14 protein-coding genes are annotated in these 16,774 nt (G+C 36.0%); 6 read left to right on the plus strand and 8 right to left on the minus strand.

Annotated elements, in window-relative coordinates:
- Positions 1–125 precede the first annotated feature (125 nt).
- Genes rbsR through rbsD form a run of 6 tightly spaced genes read right to left on the minus strand, consistent with a single transcriptional unit; the run spans position 126 to position 5,939 of the window.
- Complete coding sequence (gene rbsR, locus A9G13_RS03355; protein WP_065556197.1) at positions 126–1,109, minus strand: ribose operon transcriptional repressor RbsR; 984 nt, start codon at positions 1,107–1,109, stop codon at positions 126–128.
- 14 nt (positions 1,110–1,123) lie between these two features.
- The gene (gene rbsK / locus A9G13_RS03360; RefSeq protein ID WP_065556198.1) at positions 1,124–2,062 is read right to left on the minus strand and encodes a ribokinase; all 939 of its coding nucleotides are present in this window, start codon (positions 2,060–2,062) and stop codon (positions 1,124–1,126) included.
- 51 nt (positions 2,063–2,113) lie between these two features.
- Complete coding sequence (rbsB, locus tag A9G13_RS03365) at positions 2,114–3,001, minus strand: ribose ABC transporter substrate-binding protein RbsB (protein ID WP_065556199.1); 888 nt, start codon at positions 2,999–3,001, stop codon at positions 2,114–2,116.
- A gap of 32 nt (positions 3,002–3,033) precedes the next feature.
- Positions 3,034–3,984: a ribose ABC transporter permease gene (gene rbsC, locus A9G13_RS03370; RefSeq protein ID WP_065556200.1), complete on the minus strand. Its 951-nt coding sequence runs from the start codon at positions 3,982–3,984 to the stop codon at positions 3,034–3,036.
- On the minus strand, positions 3,984–5,486 hold the full coding sequence (rbsA, locus tag A9G13_RS03375; RefSeq protein ID WP_218059134.1) for a ribose ABC transporter ATP-binding protein RbsA: 1,503 nt from the start codon (positions 5,484–5,486) through the stop codon (positions 3,984–3,986). Before rbsA ends, rbsC begins: the two co-directional genes overlap by 1 nt.
- Before the next feature lie 33 nt (positions 5,487–5,519).
- Positions 5,520–5,939: a D-ribose pyranase gene (rbsD, locus tag A9G13_RS03380; RefSeq protein WP_065556201.1), complete on the minus strand. Its 420-nt coding sequence runs from the start codon at positions 5,937–5,939 to the stop codon at positions 5,520–5,522.
- Between the two features lie 350 nt (positions 5,940–6,289).
- Between rbsD and A9G13_RS03385 the strand changes: the two genes are divergently transcribed.
- Together A9G13_RS03385 and ruvC are read left to right on the plus strand one after the other, a co-directional pair.
- Complete coding sequence (locus tag A9G13_RS03385) at positions 6,290–7,033, plus strand: YebC/PmpR family DNA-binding transcriptional regulator (RefSeq protein ID WP_065556202.1); 744 nt, start codon at positions 6,290–6,292, stop codon at positions 7,031–7,033.
- Positions 7,033–7,521: a crossover junction endodeoxyribonuclease RuvC gene (gene ruvC, locus A9G13_RS03390; RefSeq protein WP_065556203.1), complete on the plus strand. Its 489-nt coding sequence runs from the start codon at positions 7,033–7,035 to the stop codon at positions 7,519–7,521. Before A9G13_RS03385 ends, ruvC begins: the two co-directional genes overlap by 1 nt.
- A gap of 269 nt (positions 7,522–7,790) precedes the next feature.
- Here the strand turns inward: ruvC and A9G13_RS03395 are convergent, their stop codons facing one another.
- Complete coding sequence (locus A9G13_RS03395) at positions 7,791–11,009, minus strand: efflux RND transporter permease subunit (RefSeq protein ID WP_065556204.1); 3,219 nt, start codon at positions 11,007–11,009, stop codon at positions 7,791–7,793.
- 19 nt (positions 11,010–11,028) lie between these two features.
- Positions 11,029–12,225 (minus strand): efflux RND transporter periplasmic adaptor subunit, encoded by a 1,197-nt coding sequence (locus A9G13_RS03400; protein ID WP_065556205.1) that lies wholly within the window; start codon positions 12,223–12,225, stop codon positions 11,029–11,031.
- 430 nt (positions 12,226–12,655) lie between these two features.
- On the opposite strand from A9G13_RS03400, the gene zipA reads away from it, so the two are divergent.
- From zipA to A9G13_RS03420, 4 genes are all read left to right on the plus strand, one after another.
- Entirely contained in the window at positions 12,656–13,549 is an 894-nt protein-coding gene (zipA, locus tag A9G13_RS03405) for a cell division protein ZipA (RefSeq protein ID WP_176701939.1), read from the plus strand.
- 249 nt (positions 13,550–13,798) lie between these two features.
- On the plus strand, positions 13,799–15,829 hold the full coding sequence (gene ligA, locus A9G13_RS03410) for an NAD-dependent DNA ligase LigA (RefSeq protein WP_065556383.1): 2,031 nt from the start codon (positions 13,799–13,801) through the stop codon (positions 15,827–15,829).
- Between the two features lie 70 nt (positions 15,830–15,899).
- On the plus strand, positions 15,900–16,418 hold the full coding sequence (gene luxS, locus A9G13_RS03415) for an S-ribosylhomocysteine lyase (protein WP_065556206.1): 519 nt from the start codon (positions 15,900–15,902) through the stop codon (positions 16,416–16,418).
- Positions 16,419–16,427: 9 nt separating this feature from the next.
- Complete coding sequence (locus tag A9G13_RS03420; RefSeq protein WP_065556207.1) at positions 16,428–16,616, plus strand: 2-hydroxymuconate tautomerase; 189 nt, start codon at positions 16,428–16,430, stop codon at positions 16,614–16,616.
- Positions 16,617–16,774 lie beyond the last annotated feature (158 nt).

Genomic DNA, 16,774 nt, shown 5'->3' on the forward strand with positions numbered 1-16,774 from the left:
TTTAAAAATTCATCAAATTCCAACTCCTAAATTAAGTCATCTTCGAATTTTAGCTACATATTTAAACAATAGTTAATTTGTAATTAGTTTAATCGCTAAGACTAAATTTCGTAGTCAACCAATAACTAAGCAGATAAGCGTTTAACTAGCATCGGGGTTAAAGTTAAAGTCTTAGTGGTTTGTTTAGGATTATGAAGACGATTTAATAAAGTTTGGATTGCCAGTTGACCTAATTCTTCTTTTGGTTGATGAATAGTGGTTAATGGTGGTGTCATATACTGTGCTAATTCAATATTATCATAGCCAACAATTGCCATATCTTTACCAACAACTATCCCTTTTTGATAAAGCGCCTGATAAGCCCCAATTGCCATTGCATCATTGCAACAAAAAACCGCTTGTGGTGGTTTGGCTAATTGTAATAAATTTTGCATAGCGCTAATACCCGAGGCAAATTGAAAGTCACCTTGAGCTTCATAACCTTTATAAATTGTAAGATTAGCTTGGTGCATCGCCTGACGATACCCTTGTAAACGGCATTGTGCTTGCGTATTGTTTAAAGGGCCGGTAATACAGGCAATGCGATTATAATTTTGCTCAATTAAATATTGGGTAGCCATGGTAGCACCTAATAAAGAATTATCTTGAATAGTGTCGCAAATACCATTAAATGGAGTCCAATCCATAATCACAATAGGTAAAGTGGGATAGCGAGCAAATATTTCTTGAGGAATAGAATAAGTTTCGGTACACATAGCTAATAAACCATCGACTCGCTTTTGCAACAAATGTTCGATATTATTTAGCATGCGCTTATGATCACCTTCGGTATTGCACAAAATTAAATTATAACCTAACTCATAACAACCACGCTCTACACCTTGCACCACTTCGGCAAAAAAAGGATTATTACTAGTGGTAACCAGCATACCAATAGTTTTAGTTTTATTACTTTTTAAACTTCGTGCTATGGCAGATGGTGCATAATTAAGCTGCTTGATCGCTAATTCAACCTTATCTCGTATTAGGGGGCTGACATAACGATCATTATTGATAACATGAGAAACTGTAGATGTTGATACTTGCGCTAATTTAGCGACATCTTTCATGGTAACCAAAGTAATTAATCTCTTTTATTATTATGCAATTGCATAAACTCATCCACTTGCTTGCGAGTTGGTATTGCAGTTTGCGCTCCGGATTTAGTCACGGAAAGAGCACCTGCCGCATGTGCATATTTAACCGCCAAATCAAGCGATTTACCTTCTAATAAGGCAGTAACTAACATACCATTAAACGTATCTCCTGCACCAATGGTGTCAATTGCTTTAACTATAAATCCAGTAACCAGTTTACCTTTACCGTCATAACTGACCCATGCGCCTTTGCTACCTAAGGTAATGATAACCGTTTTGATCCCTTTATTATGTAAAATTAGCGCTGCACTTTCTGCATCGTCATCAGTGAGAATTTTAATCCCGGTTAAAAATTCAGCCTCAGTCTCATTAGGGGTAATAATATCAACATGTTTGAGTAAATCATCGGATAATTGTTGTGCTGGAGCTGGATTTAAAATCACTTGGGTATTATGTCGTTTAGCTAATCTAGCAGCTTCTTCTACGGTTGCCAAAGGTGTTTCTAATTGCATTAAAATAGCATCTGCTTGCTGAACATCTTTTTCGAATTGCTGTAAATAATCAGGAGTAACTGTTGCATTGGCTCCGGCACAAATAGCTATTTGATTCTCACCTTGATGATTAACTAAAATTAAGGCTACTCCAGTATTTACACCTGAGACTATGGCTACCGAACAAGTATCAATCTGATCGTGTTGCAATTGTTGATGAAACTTTTTACCTAATTCATCTTCACCCACCGCAGCAATGAATTGAATATTTGCGCCCAAACGCCCAGCAGCAACAGCCTGATTAGCACCTTTACCACCATAAGAAATTTGATAATTTGAGCCGGTTAATGTTTGCCCTGGTTTAGGAAATTCAGGTACATTCAATATATGATCGACATTAACACTGCCAAGCACAATTAATTTATTATGATTCATGCATAATACTCCAATAATAAAGGACGCTACTAGCGTCCTAAAAAACACTTTTTATTTAGTGATTAGTTTCAAATCAACTGGTACTTTGCTATCCACTTTTTCTTGTTTAATCACTTTATCAGCGATTTCCACACCAATAGCACCAATTTGTTCCGGTTGTTGAGCAACTGTTGCAGCCATTTTACCCCGTTGAACTGATTTAATACCGTCATCAGTACCATCAAAACCAACTACCAAAATGTCAGTACGGCCTGCTGTTTGAATGGCTCTCATTGCGCCTAATGCCATCTCATCATTTTCTGCAAACACGGCTTGAGTTGCTGGATAGGCAGTTAATAGGTTTTGCATAACATTCATGCCTTTTGCTCGATCAAAATCAGCTGGTTGCGCAGTCAAAATAGTAAATTTATTAGCCTGCATTGATTTAGTAAAACCATCACCACGTTCTCGCGAAGCCGAAGTTCCAACAATACCTTGTAACTGTATTACTTTGGCACTGGCACCTAGTTTATTAAAAATAAAGTCGCCGGCCATTTTACCCCCAGCAACGTTATCTGAAGCTATATGACTAACCACCTCACCTTTATTGGCCGCACGGTCAAGGGTGATCACTGGAATTCCAGCTTTATTTGCAGCTAAAACAGCATTACCAACGGCATCGGAATCGGTAGGATTAATTAAAATAACTTTAGTACCTTTAACAATGATATCTTCAACATTGGCAAGTTCTTTCGCGGGATTATTTTGTGAATCTAATACCACTAAATTATAACCAAGATCATTCGCTTTTTTTACCGCCCCATCTTTTAAGGTGACAAAAAAAGGATTATTAAGCGTTGAAACAACTAATGCTATATTCTCTTTCGCCGAGGCTTGGAAAACAAAAGCAAAACTCAAAGTCACTACTGAAATAGTGGTGATAATTTTTTTTAATATCATAACTTACTCCTAAGGCAATATACCTTGTTCACTTACTTACTTGTTTTGTTATCAACTAATACTGCTAGTAAAATAACGGCCCCTTTTACAATCATTTGATAATAGGCATCCACGCCTAACATATTTAATCCATTATTCAAAAATCCTAAAATCAATGCCCCAATCAAGGTACCTATAATTTTGCCTCTACCACCAGACATGCTGGTACCACCAAGAACCACTGCAGCGATCGCATCCATTTCATATCCAGTACCTGCCGTTGGCTGAGCCGATGACAACCTTGCCACCTCAATGGTACTCGCTAAAGCACAAAGTAATCCGCTAATTGCATAAACAATAATTTTTACCCGGTCAACATTAATACCGGAAAGTCGAGTGGCAGTTTCATTACCCCCAAGCGCATATATATAACGGCCTAAACGGGTATATTTTAGTAGGTACCATGCTCCGGCAAAAACAATAGCCATAATCACAATAGGAACAGGGATTCCACTCACTTGACCAAACGCAAACCATTCAAAAAATTCCGAATTATCATTATTTCCAGTGGAAATTGGGCTACCTTTGGTATAAACCAGAGTTACACCACGTAAAATCAACATCATAACTAAAGTAGCAATAAACGCCTGTAATTTACCTTTTGCAATAATAACGCCGGAAAAAGCACCTAACACAGCCCCTAATGCTAATGCGGCAGTAATCGCAATAAATGGTGAAATATCCAAACCAATCATAGAAGCCGTAATCGCTCCCGCTAAAGCAAATGTAGAACCAACTGATAAATCAATACCGGAAGTTAAAATAACTAATGTCATACCGACTGCAATGATCGCATTAATTGAGGTTTGTTGTAGAATATTGAAAAAATTATTTAAGGTGAAAAAATTATCGCTTAAACATGAAACAAATATAATTAACACCAACAAAGTAATTAATGATTTTTGTTCAATTAATAGGTTTTTGAGCGTTTTATTTTGCAGCATTAGGCATTCTCCTGTGTTTTTCCAACGGCTGCGGCCATAAGTTTTTCTTGTGTTGCATCAGCAATTGCAAAATGTCCGGTTACTTTTCCTTCATACATGACTAAAATGCGATCACTCATGCCAAGAATTTCAGGCATATCAGAGGAAACCAAAATCACACTAAGTCCTTGTTGCTTAAATTGGTTAATAAGTTGATAGATCTCTTTTTTAGCCCCAACGTCAACTCCTCGTGTTGGTTCATCTAAAATCAAAATATCCGGACGAGTCATTAAACCTTTGGCTATAGCAACTTTTTGTTGATTACCGCCAGATAAAAATCCAATCGTTTGATTAATTGATGGTGTTTTAATATTAAATAATCCAACAAAATCATCTACTGCCTGTTTCTCATCTCGCAAACGTAATTTACTAAATTTATTAACGAAGTAATTCAATGCATTAAGTGACATATTGTCTTTAACAGACATTCCTAAAATTAGTCCATCTTTTTTACGATCTTCCGAAATATAAACAATCCCTTGGTTTAAACCATCTTGAGGTGAGCGGACTTTGATGCTTTTACCTTTTAAAATAATCTCTCCAGATTTGGCTGGGTTAGCACCATAAATCATTTTCATTAATTCAGTTCTGCCCGATCCCATCAAACCAGAAATACCTAATATTTCACCTTCATGCAGTTGGAAACTAACATCATTAACACCTAGTCCAGTAAGATTATTTACTGCTAAGGTAACCTCACCTCGTTGTTTAACAATCCGTGGGTATTGTTCATCTAATTTGCGCCCTACCATCATTTCAATTAGAGTATCTTCATTTAAATCTTTAACATTTTTTTCACCTATGAATTGCCCATCACGCAACACCGTTACATCATCACAGATTTCGAAGATCTCTTTTAAACGGTGAGAAATATACACAACCCCACAGTTTTGTTTTTTTAGTTTATTAATCACTTCAAATAACGATGCTGTCTCAGTATCTGTAAGTGCATCAGTTGGTTCATCCATAATAATAACTTTGGAATGGAAACTTAGTGCTTTAGCAATTTCAACCATTTGCTGTTCACCAATGGATAAATCGGCAATCAATCGACGACTATCGTAACTAAGGTGTAATTCTGCAAGTAACTTATCAGCTTCGACATAGGTTTTCTGCCAATCTATGCAACCTAATTTATTAACGAATTCTCGACCTAAAAAAATATTTTCAGCTATAGTCAGTTGAGGAATGAGATTTAATTCTTGGTGAATAATACCGATACCAGCATTTTGTGATGCTTTAGGTCCACTAAAATTAACTTTATTGCCTAAGTAAATAATTTCGCCTAAATCTTTTTTATAAATACCGGTTAACACCTTCATCAAAGTGGATTTTCCAGCACCATTTTCGCCAATTAATGCCATAACACGACCAGCTCTAACAGTTAAATTCACGCCAGAAAGAGCCTTGACACCCGGGAATGATTTGTGAATATCCGTAAGCTGCAATAACATATCGTTCATAAAGCATTTATTCCTAGTTCATTAAAGTACCTATTAAAAAATAACACCTGACTGTAAAATGATGTTAGCAAATGGACTACATTCGCCTGTTCGAATAACTGCTTTGCAGTGCTGGGTTTGCAACTTTAACTGTTCATGAGTTAGATAAAGAATTTCAATGCTATTTTTTTGAAGATTTTCGAGTTCTTTAAGGCGTTTTAGTATTTGAGCATGAATAGCAGGGTTTTTATCAATAATTTCGGATGCCAAAATTACTTTCTCGATCTGCATATCTTGTGATAAAGATTCAAATACTTGCATGAATGAAGGTATACCATATGTTAAAGCCAGATCAATTCTTAACGTGGAATCAGGAATAGGTAAACCAGCATCACCAATAGCAATCTGATCGGTATGCCCCATTTGGGATAGGATCTGACAAATATTTGAATTAAATAATTGACCTTTACGCATAATAGATTCCTATTAATTAAAAAAGAAAAAGATCTTATCGAAACGTTTCGATGATCTATATTCCATTGAATGGATCAATGTTGCAATAATTAATGGTCAAAGTTGTGATCTCGATCAATTTAATAAGACTATTCAAATTTTTTATTATTAATTATTAACCATCTCATTGATATAAAGATGATTATAGGTAAAAAATTCATATATTATTTAGTGATAGTTTTCTTCAATACTTAATATAGATAAGCTATATAACAGTTAATAGCTAATGAATAAATATATTGATAATGAATTTTCACTAAAAGTTTGTTAAAATATCACGATTTTTAAATTATTTTATACTGGAGAATTTTATGGCAGGTCATAGTAAATGGGCCAATACCAAACACCGCAAAGCCGCACAAGATGCCAAACGCGGTAAGATCTTTACTAAAATTATTCGTGAATTAGTAACTGCAGCTAAAATTGGTGGTGGCGATCCAGCGTCAAATCCACGTTTACGTGCAGCAATGGATAAAGCATTATCCAACAACATGACTCGTGACACCATGAACCGAGCGATTGCTCGAGGTGTTGGGGGTGAAGATGATAGTAATATGGAAACTATTATCTATGAAGGCTATGGACCAGCGGGTACCGCAGTAATGGTTGAATGCTTAAGTGATAATCGGAATCGTACGGTATCAGAAGTTCGTCATGCATTCACTAAAACAGGTGGTAATTTAGGTACTGATGGTTCAGTTGCATACTTGTTCACCAAAAAAGGTGTGATTTCTTACCCAATTGGTACTGACGAAGATCAAGTAATGGATGCTGCACTTGAAGCCGGAGCCGATGATGTTGTTACCTATGATGATGGTGCTATTGATGTATTTACCACCCCAGAATCATTTGGTGAAATTAAAGATGCGCTTGATGCTGCTGGATTAGTTGCTGAGGCGGCTGAAGTGTCAATGATCCCAGCTACTAAGGTTGATCTTGATATTGATTCAGCCCCAAAATTATTACGTTTAATTGATATGCTTGAAGACTGCGATGACGTTCAAGAAGTTTACCATAATGGTGAAGTTTCCGACGAGGTTGCAGCTACACTCTAATGGCCATTATTCTTGGCATCGATCCAGGCTCTCGTTTGACGGGTTACGGTGTAATTCGCCAAACGGGACGGCAATTAACCTACCTAGGTAGTGGATGTATTCGCACTGCTGTTGATGATCTACCTACCCGCTTAAAACGTGTTTATGCTGGCGTTTGTGAAATTATTTTACAATTTCAACCCGATATGTTTGCCATTGAACAAGTATTTATGGCGCGCAATGCTGATTCTGCATTAAAATTAGGGCAAGCTAGGGGTTCAGCTATTGTAGCTGCAGTCAATAACGATCTTCCTGTATTTGAATATGCGGCGCGCTTAGTTAAGCAAAGTGTTGTTGGTAATGGTGCTGCGGATAAAAAACAAGTCCAACATATGGTCAAATTACTTTTAAAATTACCTGCTAGCCCCCAAGCTGATGCCGCAGATGCTTTAGCCATTGCCATCACTCACGCCCATATGAGCCAACATTTAATCCAGTCCCGTAAATAAGGTTATTAAAAGCTAATATCTTTAGTTAGATTTTACTTTCCTATCAATAACCCTATTACTAATAACAATATTTCACCGCAAATATTGTTAATATACGCGTCGTTTTTATTTATATTTATGCTAAACGTGAATTGCTGTGGGAGCTTATAAGTTACTTTAACTATCATTTCGCCAAAGATATTTTTAATCATAAAAAAATGCGCTAAAAATAAGCGCATTTTAAATTATATAGTTCTGCCTAGCACACGCTAGGCATTATGCTTACAAGATTAGTCTTTATTTATATCTTCTTGTGGCAAGCTTCTTCCCGGTAAAACTGGTTTATTACGATGCTTAGTAAATAATTTAGTTATAAATAAGAAGAATAATGGTACATAAAAGATTGCTAAAAATGTAGCCGTTAACATACCACCAATTACACCAGTACCCACAGCATTCTGGCTTGCCGAACCAGCACCGGTATTCATGGCTAATGGTAACACACCCAAAATAAAGGCAAATGATGTCATTAAAATTGGACGTAAACGCAAACGACAAGCTTCTAGTGTAGCATCAATTAATGATTTACCTTCATTTTCAAGCGCATCTTTAGCAAATTCCACAATTAAGATGGCATTTTTTGCTGACAGCCCCATGGTAGTTAATAGACCAACGATAAAGTAAATATCATTATCAAGTCCTCTGAACATGGTTGCGATAACAGTACCAAGAATACCTAGAGGAATCACAAATAGTATCGAAATTGGCACAGTCCAACTTTCATATAATGCCGCTAATGATAAAAATACCACAATAATTGAAATAATATAAAGTGTGGTGGTTTGCGAGCCAGTTTGACGTTCTTGATAAGAGATATCTGTCCAGTCAAAGGTAAAACCTTTTGGTAACTGTTGCGATAACTCTTCCATGACTGCCATAGCTTGACCAGAACTTAGTCCGGCAGCAGCTAAACCACTAATACCCATTGCCGCAACACCATCATAACGGACTAATGATGGCGAACCATAGCTTTTTGAAGTGGTAGCAAAAGCATCATATGGCACCATTTCACCTTTATTATTTTTAACATGCCAATAACTAAAATCATCTGGCAACATTCGGTAAGGCGCATCAGATTGCAAATAGACTTTTTTAACTCGACTGTTATATACAAAGTCATCAATATAAGCAGAACCTAAAGCTGTTGATAACACGGTATTAACACTGCCAACTGAAACACCTAACGCTTGAGCAGTTTCAAAATCAACATTAATTTTATATTGTGGCACATCTAACATACTTGCCGGGCGTACTTGGCGTAAGCTAGGATGATGCGACGCTTCACCAAATAATTTAAAAAATGCTCCCATTAATGCTTCATGACCCATCCCGGCACTATCTTTGAGCATATACGAGAAACCGTTAGCCATACCTAATGATGGTACTGCCGGCACATTCATGGCAAAAATTCGTGCCTCTGTTAAAGTTGATAGGTATCCCATCCCTCGGTTTACTAGTGCTTTAACTTTCTGATCTGATCTACTTCGTTCATTCCAGTCTTTTAAACGGATAAAGCCAAGCCCCATATTTTGTCCACGACCAACCATACTAAATCCGGCAACGGTAAATACTTCTTTAGTAGAGTCTTTTTCTTGCTCGATATAGTACTTAGCCGCTTTATTTAATACCCCCATGGTTTGTTGTAACGTTGCTCCAGGAGGCAACTCGGCCATAATAATAATCACGCCTTGATCTTCTTCAGGTAAAAACCCGGTCGGTAAACGGTTAAATCCAAATATTAAACCTATTACAATTAAGATATAACAAACAAAAGTTATTAATGGATAGCGAATAACTTTTATTACACCTTTTTCATAAGCACGTAAACTCTTACCATATGCATAATTGAATAAATTAAAAAACCAGTTAATGGCAATAGAGCACCAACTAAATGGCGGAATGGTTACTAATTTTTCACCAAACGATGTTTTCTTGATTTTACCTTTGGATGGTGCTTTTAAAATTTGCGCACACAATGCCGGAGTTAAAACGATAGCCATAATTACTGACAATGACATCGCAGTCACAATAGTGATTGAGAATTGACGGTAAATCCCCCCTGCAGCACCACCATAAAATGCCATCGGCACAAACACAGCCGAAAGCACTACAGCAATCCCAACTAACGCCGAAGTAATTTGTTCCATTGATTTAACTGTTGCCGCATATGGAGTTAAACCTTCATCATGCATAATACGTTCGACATTTTCGATAACAACTATGGCATCATCGACCAATAAGCCAATCGCCAATACCATCGCAAACATGGACAAGGTATTAATAGTAAAACCACAAATATATAGAATAGCAAACGTTCCTAGTAATACCACCGGCACAGTAATGGTTGGTATTAATGTAGAACGTAGATTTTGTAAAAACACATACATTACGATAACAACTAAAATTATCGCTTCAATTAATGTATGCACCACATTACTGATCGAAAGTTTAACAAATGGCGTTGTATCGTAAGGGTATGCATATTGAATATCTTCAGGGAAGATTTTAGATAGTTCAGCTATTTCTTTATCAACCTTATCAGAAGTATCCAATTGGTTAGCACCAGTTGCAAGGTAAATTGCTAAACCAGCTGAAGCTTTACCATTGTAGCGAGAAATAAAATTATAATCAGCAGCACCAATTTCTACATTAGCAATATCTTTCAAAAGTACATTAGAACCGTCAGTATTAACTCGAACTAAAATATTTTGGAATTGTTCCGGTGTTTTTAAACGAGATTGCGCCGTAATGGTAGCATTAAGTTCTTGACCTTGAGTGGATGGTAATGCCCCTAATTGCCCCGCTGTTACTTGCGCATTCTGCGCTTGAATAGCGGCAGTAACTTCTTCAATAGATAGATTAAAATAGTTCAATTTATTAGGGTCAAGCCAAATACGCATCGCATATTCAGAACCAAATAATGTAGTATCACCTACACCTTGTACACGACGAATCGGATCTTGTACTGTTGAATAAATAAAGTCAGCGATATCTGCTTGTGTTTTTTGTGGATTTGATGAGTAAAAACCGATAACTTTAAGGAAGTTAGTGTTATTTTTTGCAACTGAAACACCATTTTTTTGCACACTTTCTGGTAACCTAGATTTTATACTTTCAACTTTATTCAACACTTGTACTTGAGCAAAGTCCGGATTGGTTCCTGGTGCAAAGGTTAATGTTGTTTGCACAACACCTTGCGCACTACTGGTTGACTTCATATAAATCAAGTTATCTAAACCAGTTAAATTTTGTTCGACTAGCTGGGTAACAGTATTTTCAATAGTTTGTGCATCAGCACCCGGATAAGTAGCCGTTACGGTCACAGCTGGTGGTGCAATGTCAGGATACTGCTCAATGGCTAAAAGCTTGATACACAAAGCTCCGCCTAGCATCATCATGATAGCAATTACCCACGCAAAAACAGGTCTATCAATAAAAAACTTAGCCATAATTAAATCTACCCCTGTTTTATTTCATACTGTTTTTAGTGATATTATCTAACTGTTCTTGTGATAGAAGAGCCGGTTCGCCAACCATTTCGCCTTTCATTGGTTGTCCCATTTCTACAGGGGTCAAATTGAGTAATCCCGTTACAATGACTTGATCACCAATATCTATGCCCTTAGTCACCACCCAATACCCACTTACACCAGTGTAAACTTGGATATCTTGGCGATATTCAATAGTATTATCAGGTTTTAAAATTTTAGCGGTATATTGGCCTTTAACATTACTAGTTATACCTTGTTGAGGTACCAGTATGGCATTTTTGATATGACCCAGTGTCATTTGTGGTTTAACAAACATACCCGGTAAAATCTTGCCTTCGGTGTTTGGAAATTGCGAACGTAATGTTACAGTACCTGTGGTTTCATTAACGGAGATATCAGAGAATTTAATATTTCCAGGGTAAGCATACTTAGAACCGTCATTAAAAAATAATTCTACATTATCACCTTTGACTGGCTCAAAAATCACATTTTCATCTTGAAGATATTTATTATAACGGGTTGCAGCTTCAGTCATATCAACATAAATAGGATCTAATTGTTGAACTAAGGCTAAAGGGGTTGGTTGCCCTGCGGAGACTAAAGCACCTTCAGTTACACTTGATTTACCAATATAACCGTCAATTGGTGAGTACACTTTAGTATAATCTAAGTTTACTTTGGCCGTATGTTCTGCAGCTTGTGCCACTAATACACTAGCATCAGCTTGCTTGGCATCGGCAGCAGCTTTATCATAATCTTGTTGGCTGATTGATTTAGTAGTTAATAAGCCAGCATAACGTTTTAAGGTTAATTGAGCTATATTAGCATTTGCTTTAGCACTTGCTACACTAGCTACTGCACTATCATAATTAGCTTGATAAATAGCCGGATCAATTTGGTACAGTGATTGTCCAGTTTTAACATTGGAACTTTCGTCAAATTCACGTTTTAAAATAATGCCACCAACTTGTGGTCTAATTTCAGCGATTTGAGAAGCAACAACTCGTCCCGGCAAACTTACTTTTAAAGTGTAGTCTAAAGGTTGCACTTTAAATACAGTTACCTTGGGTATTTGACCACCAGCGCCTTGTGAATTGCTATTATCACAACTTGTTAATAAAAGTAGGCTGGTTAGCGCCATTGGTACTGTTAGTAATAGTTTGTTAAATCTCATATCAAAACGACCTCAGTAGACTTAATAATTATTATTTTAAAGGAATAATTAATTTTATTTAAAAGTAACGGGTGATTTTACAAAAAATATGCATAGATTGTAAGTAACTTTACAGGTTAATAGCACAGAGTTCTAAAAATTAACTATTTGAAAAGCTCCAATAAAAAAAATATCTGGATAATTATGATTATTTGCCGAAATAAAGTAATATATGTTTTAATCATTTTTAGTACTGAAAATATAGTACTAAAAAGTATTTTAAACAAAGTGATATACTAAACAGCCTTCAAAGGCAGTGGTAGTAACTATTTTTTAATTCAATTTGTTAACAAAATAAAAAGATTATATAGTGTTAGCAAATTAATAATTTAGTTTAACTGCTATTTGAATGCTATAAGTCTATATTCAATTTAATTTTGAGATGGTTATTATGGATAATTTACGTATTGTTCTGATTGTTGTTGCATCCTTGGTCATAATTGCATTATTGATTCATGGATTTTGGATCAATAAAAAAGAACGTTCTTCTCTTTTTAATTCAGCCAGAAAAGGAAAAAACTCGGTTAATACTCAGTCGTATGAGAATAATTACCAAGACGATTTAGGCGAAGATGATGTAATTTTGCTAACACCAAAAAATAAAAAAGATAATACAAATAACGAAAGTATAGTCGAAGAAGAAGTAATAGTTGCAGAAGAACCAATTATTCAACCTCAACAAGAAGATCTATTTGCTTATGATGATCGCTTAGACGATGAATTAGACGATGCCAAAGAGCCCACTATATCTGTTCACAATAAAATTGATAATAACACTTTAGAGACTCAAGATAAAAAACACCAATCCGAAGCTAACTCAAAACCAAATAAATCCGAAAAATTAAGTTTAAATACCAAAGACGAAACACAAACAGAAATTATTGTGTTAAACGTAACGGGAATAAATGGCAAATTATTGCAAGGTGATGTGTTATTAGCTAGCATTATGCAATCAGGATTTCAATTTGGTGACATGCGTATATTCCATCGTCATGTTGACCCTGCTGGTAATGGTTCTATACTGTTTAGTTTAGCCAATATGGTGAATCCGGGTTATTTAGATCCTGAAACCATGCATGAGTTTACCACACCTGGAGTTTCTATTTTTATGGTTGCACCTACTGAAGGTAATAACCAACAAAATTTCAAATTAATGTTACAAACTGCCCAACGAATTGCTGATGACGTAAATGGTGTTGTGTTGGATGATGAACATCACATGCTAACTCCACAAAAAATTGATAGTTATAAAAATCGTATCAAAAAGGCATGTAACGAAGTTTAATCATTTCAAAATTAGTAACAATTCTATGCAAAACCGCCAACTTTTGTTGGTGGTTGTAAGTAAAGTTCAAACAACAAGCAAGCTCGATTCCGAATTAGTTCGATACAATTTTGCAAGTGCTAGTTTATTCCACACAATGTTAAAACTGTTACAACTACAATAAAATAATTTAAGAGATAAAATAATTTAAGAGTTTTGATTATGTCACTATCTAATACAATAGAAAATTCAACTACGCAATCTAAATCGATAGAGGAAATTACTCAAGAATTGGCGTCTTTACGTAATCTTATTAGGCATCATGAGTATTGTTACTATGTGCAAGATGCACCAGAAATCCCTGATGCTGAATATGATAAATTAATCAAACAGTTGCAAACTATTGAACAACAACATCCGCAGCTTATCACCCCTGACTCACCAACTCAACGGGTTGGCGGTAGTCCATTATCCCAATTTGCAACGGTAAAACATGAAATGCCTATGTTATCGCTAGATAACGTATTTGATGCTCCAAGTTTTTTAGCTTTTGATAAACGCGTTAGAGATCGGTTACCGTCAAAGAATAACGAACCAATTGAATATTGTTGTGAACTTAAACTCGATGGATTAGCGGTAAGTTTACTTTATGAAAATGGTCACTTTATTCGGGCGGCAACCCGTGGCGATGGTACGACCGGAGAAGATATTACGGCTAATGTTAAAACCATCAAAACTATACCTTTAGTCCTTCATGGTGATAATATTCCCAATCGTTTAGAGGTCCGTGGTGAAGTTTTTATGACCCACAAAGGATTTGAAAAATTAAATGCTGATGCAGAAAAGCGAAATGAAAAAGCCTTTGCTAATCCAAGAAATGCCGCAGCGGGTTCTCTACGCCAATTAGATCCTAAAATTACTGCTAAAAGGCCATTAACTTTCTTTTGTTATGGAGTCGGTATCGTCGAAGGTGGTACACTTCCGGATACTCATTATACTCGTTTAATGCAATTTAAAGATTGGGGATTACCTGTTAGTAATAAAGTACAAATACGCCATGGTGCTCAAGAGGCATTGAATTATTTTGAACAAATTAGTGCCGAACGGATGTCATTGGATTTCGATATTGATGGTGTAGTAATAAAAGTTAACCAAATTGCCTTACAACAAGAATTAGGCTTTGTTGCGCGCGCACCACGCTGGGCTATTGCATTTAAATTTCCCGCTCAAGAACAAGTAACTCAATTAAGAAAAGTTGACTTCCAAGTCGGCCGTACTGGTGCAATCACACCAGTAGCTAGGCTTGAACCAGTATCAGTAGCCGGAGTAATTGTTAGTAATGCTACCTTGCATAATGGTGACGAAATAATTCGTTTAGGTATTCGAGAAGGTGACTACGTGACCGTTCGCCGCGCCGGTGATGTTATTCCTAAAATTGTTGCCGTACTATTAGATCGCCGACCAGCTGATACTAAACCCATTGTTTTCCCTACCCATTGCCCAATTTGTGGTTCATTAATTGTGCGTGATGAAGGGCAAGCTGTGTCCCGTTGTGCCGGTGGTTTAATTTGCCCTGCCCAACGTAAAGAATCTTTAAAACACTTCGTGTCTCGCCGAGCTATGAATGTGGATGGTATGGGCGATAAAATTATTGAACAGTTAGTCGATAAAAATTATGTTGAAACACCGGCTGATCTTTATAAACTCAATGTACCAATATTATGCTCTTTAGACAAAATTGGTGACAAGTCAGCTAATAATTTATTAAATGCCTTGAATGATTCTAAAAATACTACACTAAGCCGTTTTATCTTTGCACTGGGGATTCCTAACGTTGGCGAAGTAACTGCTGAAAATTTAGCCAACCAACTTGGTAATTTAAACGCGATTGCAAATGCTAGTTTAGAACAGTTACAAAAAGTAAATGATATTGGGGTAGTTATTGCTGAAAGCATTATAGACTTTTTTAAAGAACCGCATAACCGCAGTGTCATTGAACAATTAACCAGTCATGAAATAGGTATTCATTGGCAAGATATCGATATACAAGCACAGATAGTAACGACTACTTCACCTTTTTCTGGTAAAACTGTAGTATTAACCGGTACGTTATCTGTTTTAACTCGGGATGACGCCAAAAAAAGATTGAAGAGATTAGGTGCAAAAGTGACCGGAAGTGTTTCTAAAAACACAGATCTTGTCATTGCCGGTGAATCCGCTGGTTCTAAATTAGATAAAGCCCAAAAACTCAACATTACAATAATTGATGAGCAAGAAATGTTACGTTTATTAGATGAATAAACATACAATATCCAAGAACTAGTTAGATTATTAAATATCAAGTAACTCGCAAAAAACTAAGGAGAGAGTTATGCCATTATTAGATAGTTTTAAAGTTGATCATACCAAAATGAAAGCACCATTTGTGCGTGTTGCTAAAACCATGAAAACCCCAAAAGGGGATGACATTACAGTATTTGATCTACGTTTTACCATTCCCAATAAAGCACAGTTACCAGAAAAAGGCATTCATACTTTAGAACATTTATTTGCCGGTTTCATGCGCGATCATTTAAATAGTGATAAAGTCGAAATTATCGATATTTCGCCTATGGGTTGTCGCACCGGATTTTATATGAGCCTTATTGGTAAACCTAACGAATCAACAGTAAGTGATGCTTGGTTAAAATCAATGCAGGATGTAATAAATGTTAAATCGCAACAAGATATTCCGGAATTAAATGAATATCAATGTGGTAGTTATAAAATGCACTCACTAGATGAAGCAAAAGCCATCGCTGAACAAGTAATTAAATCCGGTATAGGTGTTTGCCATAATCAAGATATTGCATTAACAACTGAGCAATTAGCCAAAATTAACCATCGATAAGGAACTGTTATGCCAAATGTAGTCATTGATTTTATAGAAGGCCGAAGTGTAGAACAAAAAAGGGAAATGGCCAAACGTGTAACCGATGCCATTGTAGAAACCCTCAATTGTAAACGTGAAGCAGTACAAATAATTATGCACGAAATAACCAAAGACCAAATTGCTAACGGTGGGATATTACGTTGCGATAAAGATTAATAGTGATTAAGTGAATTATAAAATTATTATTAATATGGCTAATTAATCTCAAAATTTTATATCTATTTTGGGATTAATTAGTTTTAACAAATAATCAAGAACTGTTTAACTAAGCAATCCACTAGCTGAATAAAACAACCTGCATAAATAATAGTAAA

This window comes from Gilliamella sp. wkB178, from assembly GCF_001690705.1.
Lineage (GTDB): Bacteria > Pseudomonadota > Gammaproteobacteria > Enterobacterales > Orbaceae > Gilliamella > Gilliamella apicola_K.

What these genes read in the sequence shown, in the direction of transcription:
- rbsR (WP_065556197.1), bottom strand. Translation starts at nt 1,109, where the DNA reads ATGAAAGATGTCGCTAAATTAGCGCAAGTATCAACATCTACAGTTTCT.
- rbsK (WP_065556198.1), bottom strand. Translation starts at nt 2,062, where the DNA reads ATGAATCATAATAAATTAATTGTGCTTGGCAGTGTTAATGTCGATCAT.
- rbsB (WP_065556199.1), bottom strand. Translation starts at nt 3,001, where the DNA reads ATGATATTAAAAAAAATTATCACCACTATTTCAGTAGTGACTTTGAGT.
- rbsC (WP_065556200.1), bottom strand. Translation starts at nt 3,984, where the DNA reads ATGCTGCAAAATAAAACGCTCAAAAACCTATTAATTGAACAAAAATCA.
- rbsA (WP_218059134.1), bottom strand. Translation starts at nt 5,486, where the DNA reads ATGAACGATATGTTATTGCAGCTTACGGATATTCACAAATCATTCCCG.
- rbsD (WP_065556201.1), bottom strand. Translation starts at nt 5,939, where the DNA reads ATGCGTAAAGGTCAATTATTTAATTCAAATATTTGTCAGATCCTATCC.
- A9G13_RS03385 (WP_065556202.1), top strand. Translation starts at nt 6,290, where the DNA reads ATGGCAGGTCATAGTAAATGGGCCAATACCAAACACCGCAAAGCCGCA.
- ruvC (WP_065556203.1), top strand. Translation starts at nt 7,033, where the DNA reads ATGGCCATTATTCTTGGCATCGATCCAGGCTCTCGTTTGACGGGTTAC.
- A9G13_RS03395 (WP_065556204.1), bottom strand. Translation starts at nt 11,009, where the DNA reads ATGGCTAAGTTTTTTATTGATAGACCTGTTTTTGCGTGGGTAATTGCT.
- A9G13_RS03400 (WP_065556205.1), bottom strand. Translation starts at nt 12,225, where the DNA reads ATGAGATTTAACAAACTATTACTAACAGTACCAATGGCGCTAACCAGC.
- zipA (WP_176701939.1), top strand. Translation starts at nt 12,656, where the DNA reads ATGGATAATTTACGTATTGTTCTGATTGTTGTTGCATCCTTGGTCATA.
- luxS (WP_065556206.1), top strand. Translation starts at nt 15,900, where the DNA reads ATGCCATTATTAGATAGTTTTAAAGTTGATCATACCAAAATGAAAGCA.
- A9G13_RS03420 (WP_065556207.1), top strand. Translation starts at nt 16,428, where the DNA reads ATGCCAAATGTAGTCATTGATTTTATAGAAGGCCGAAGTGTAGAACAA.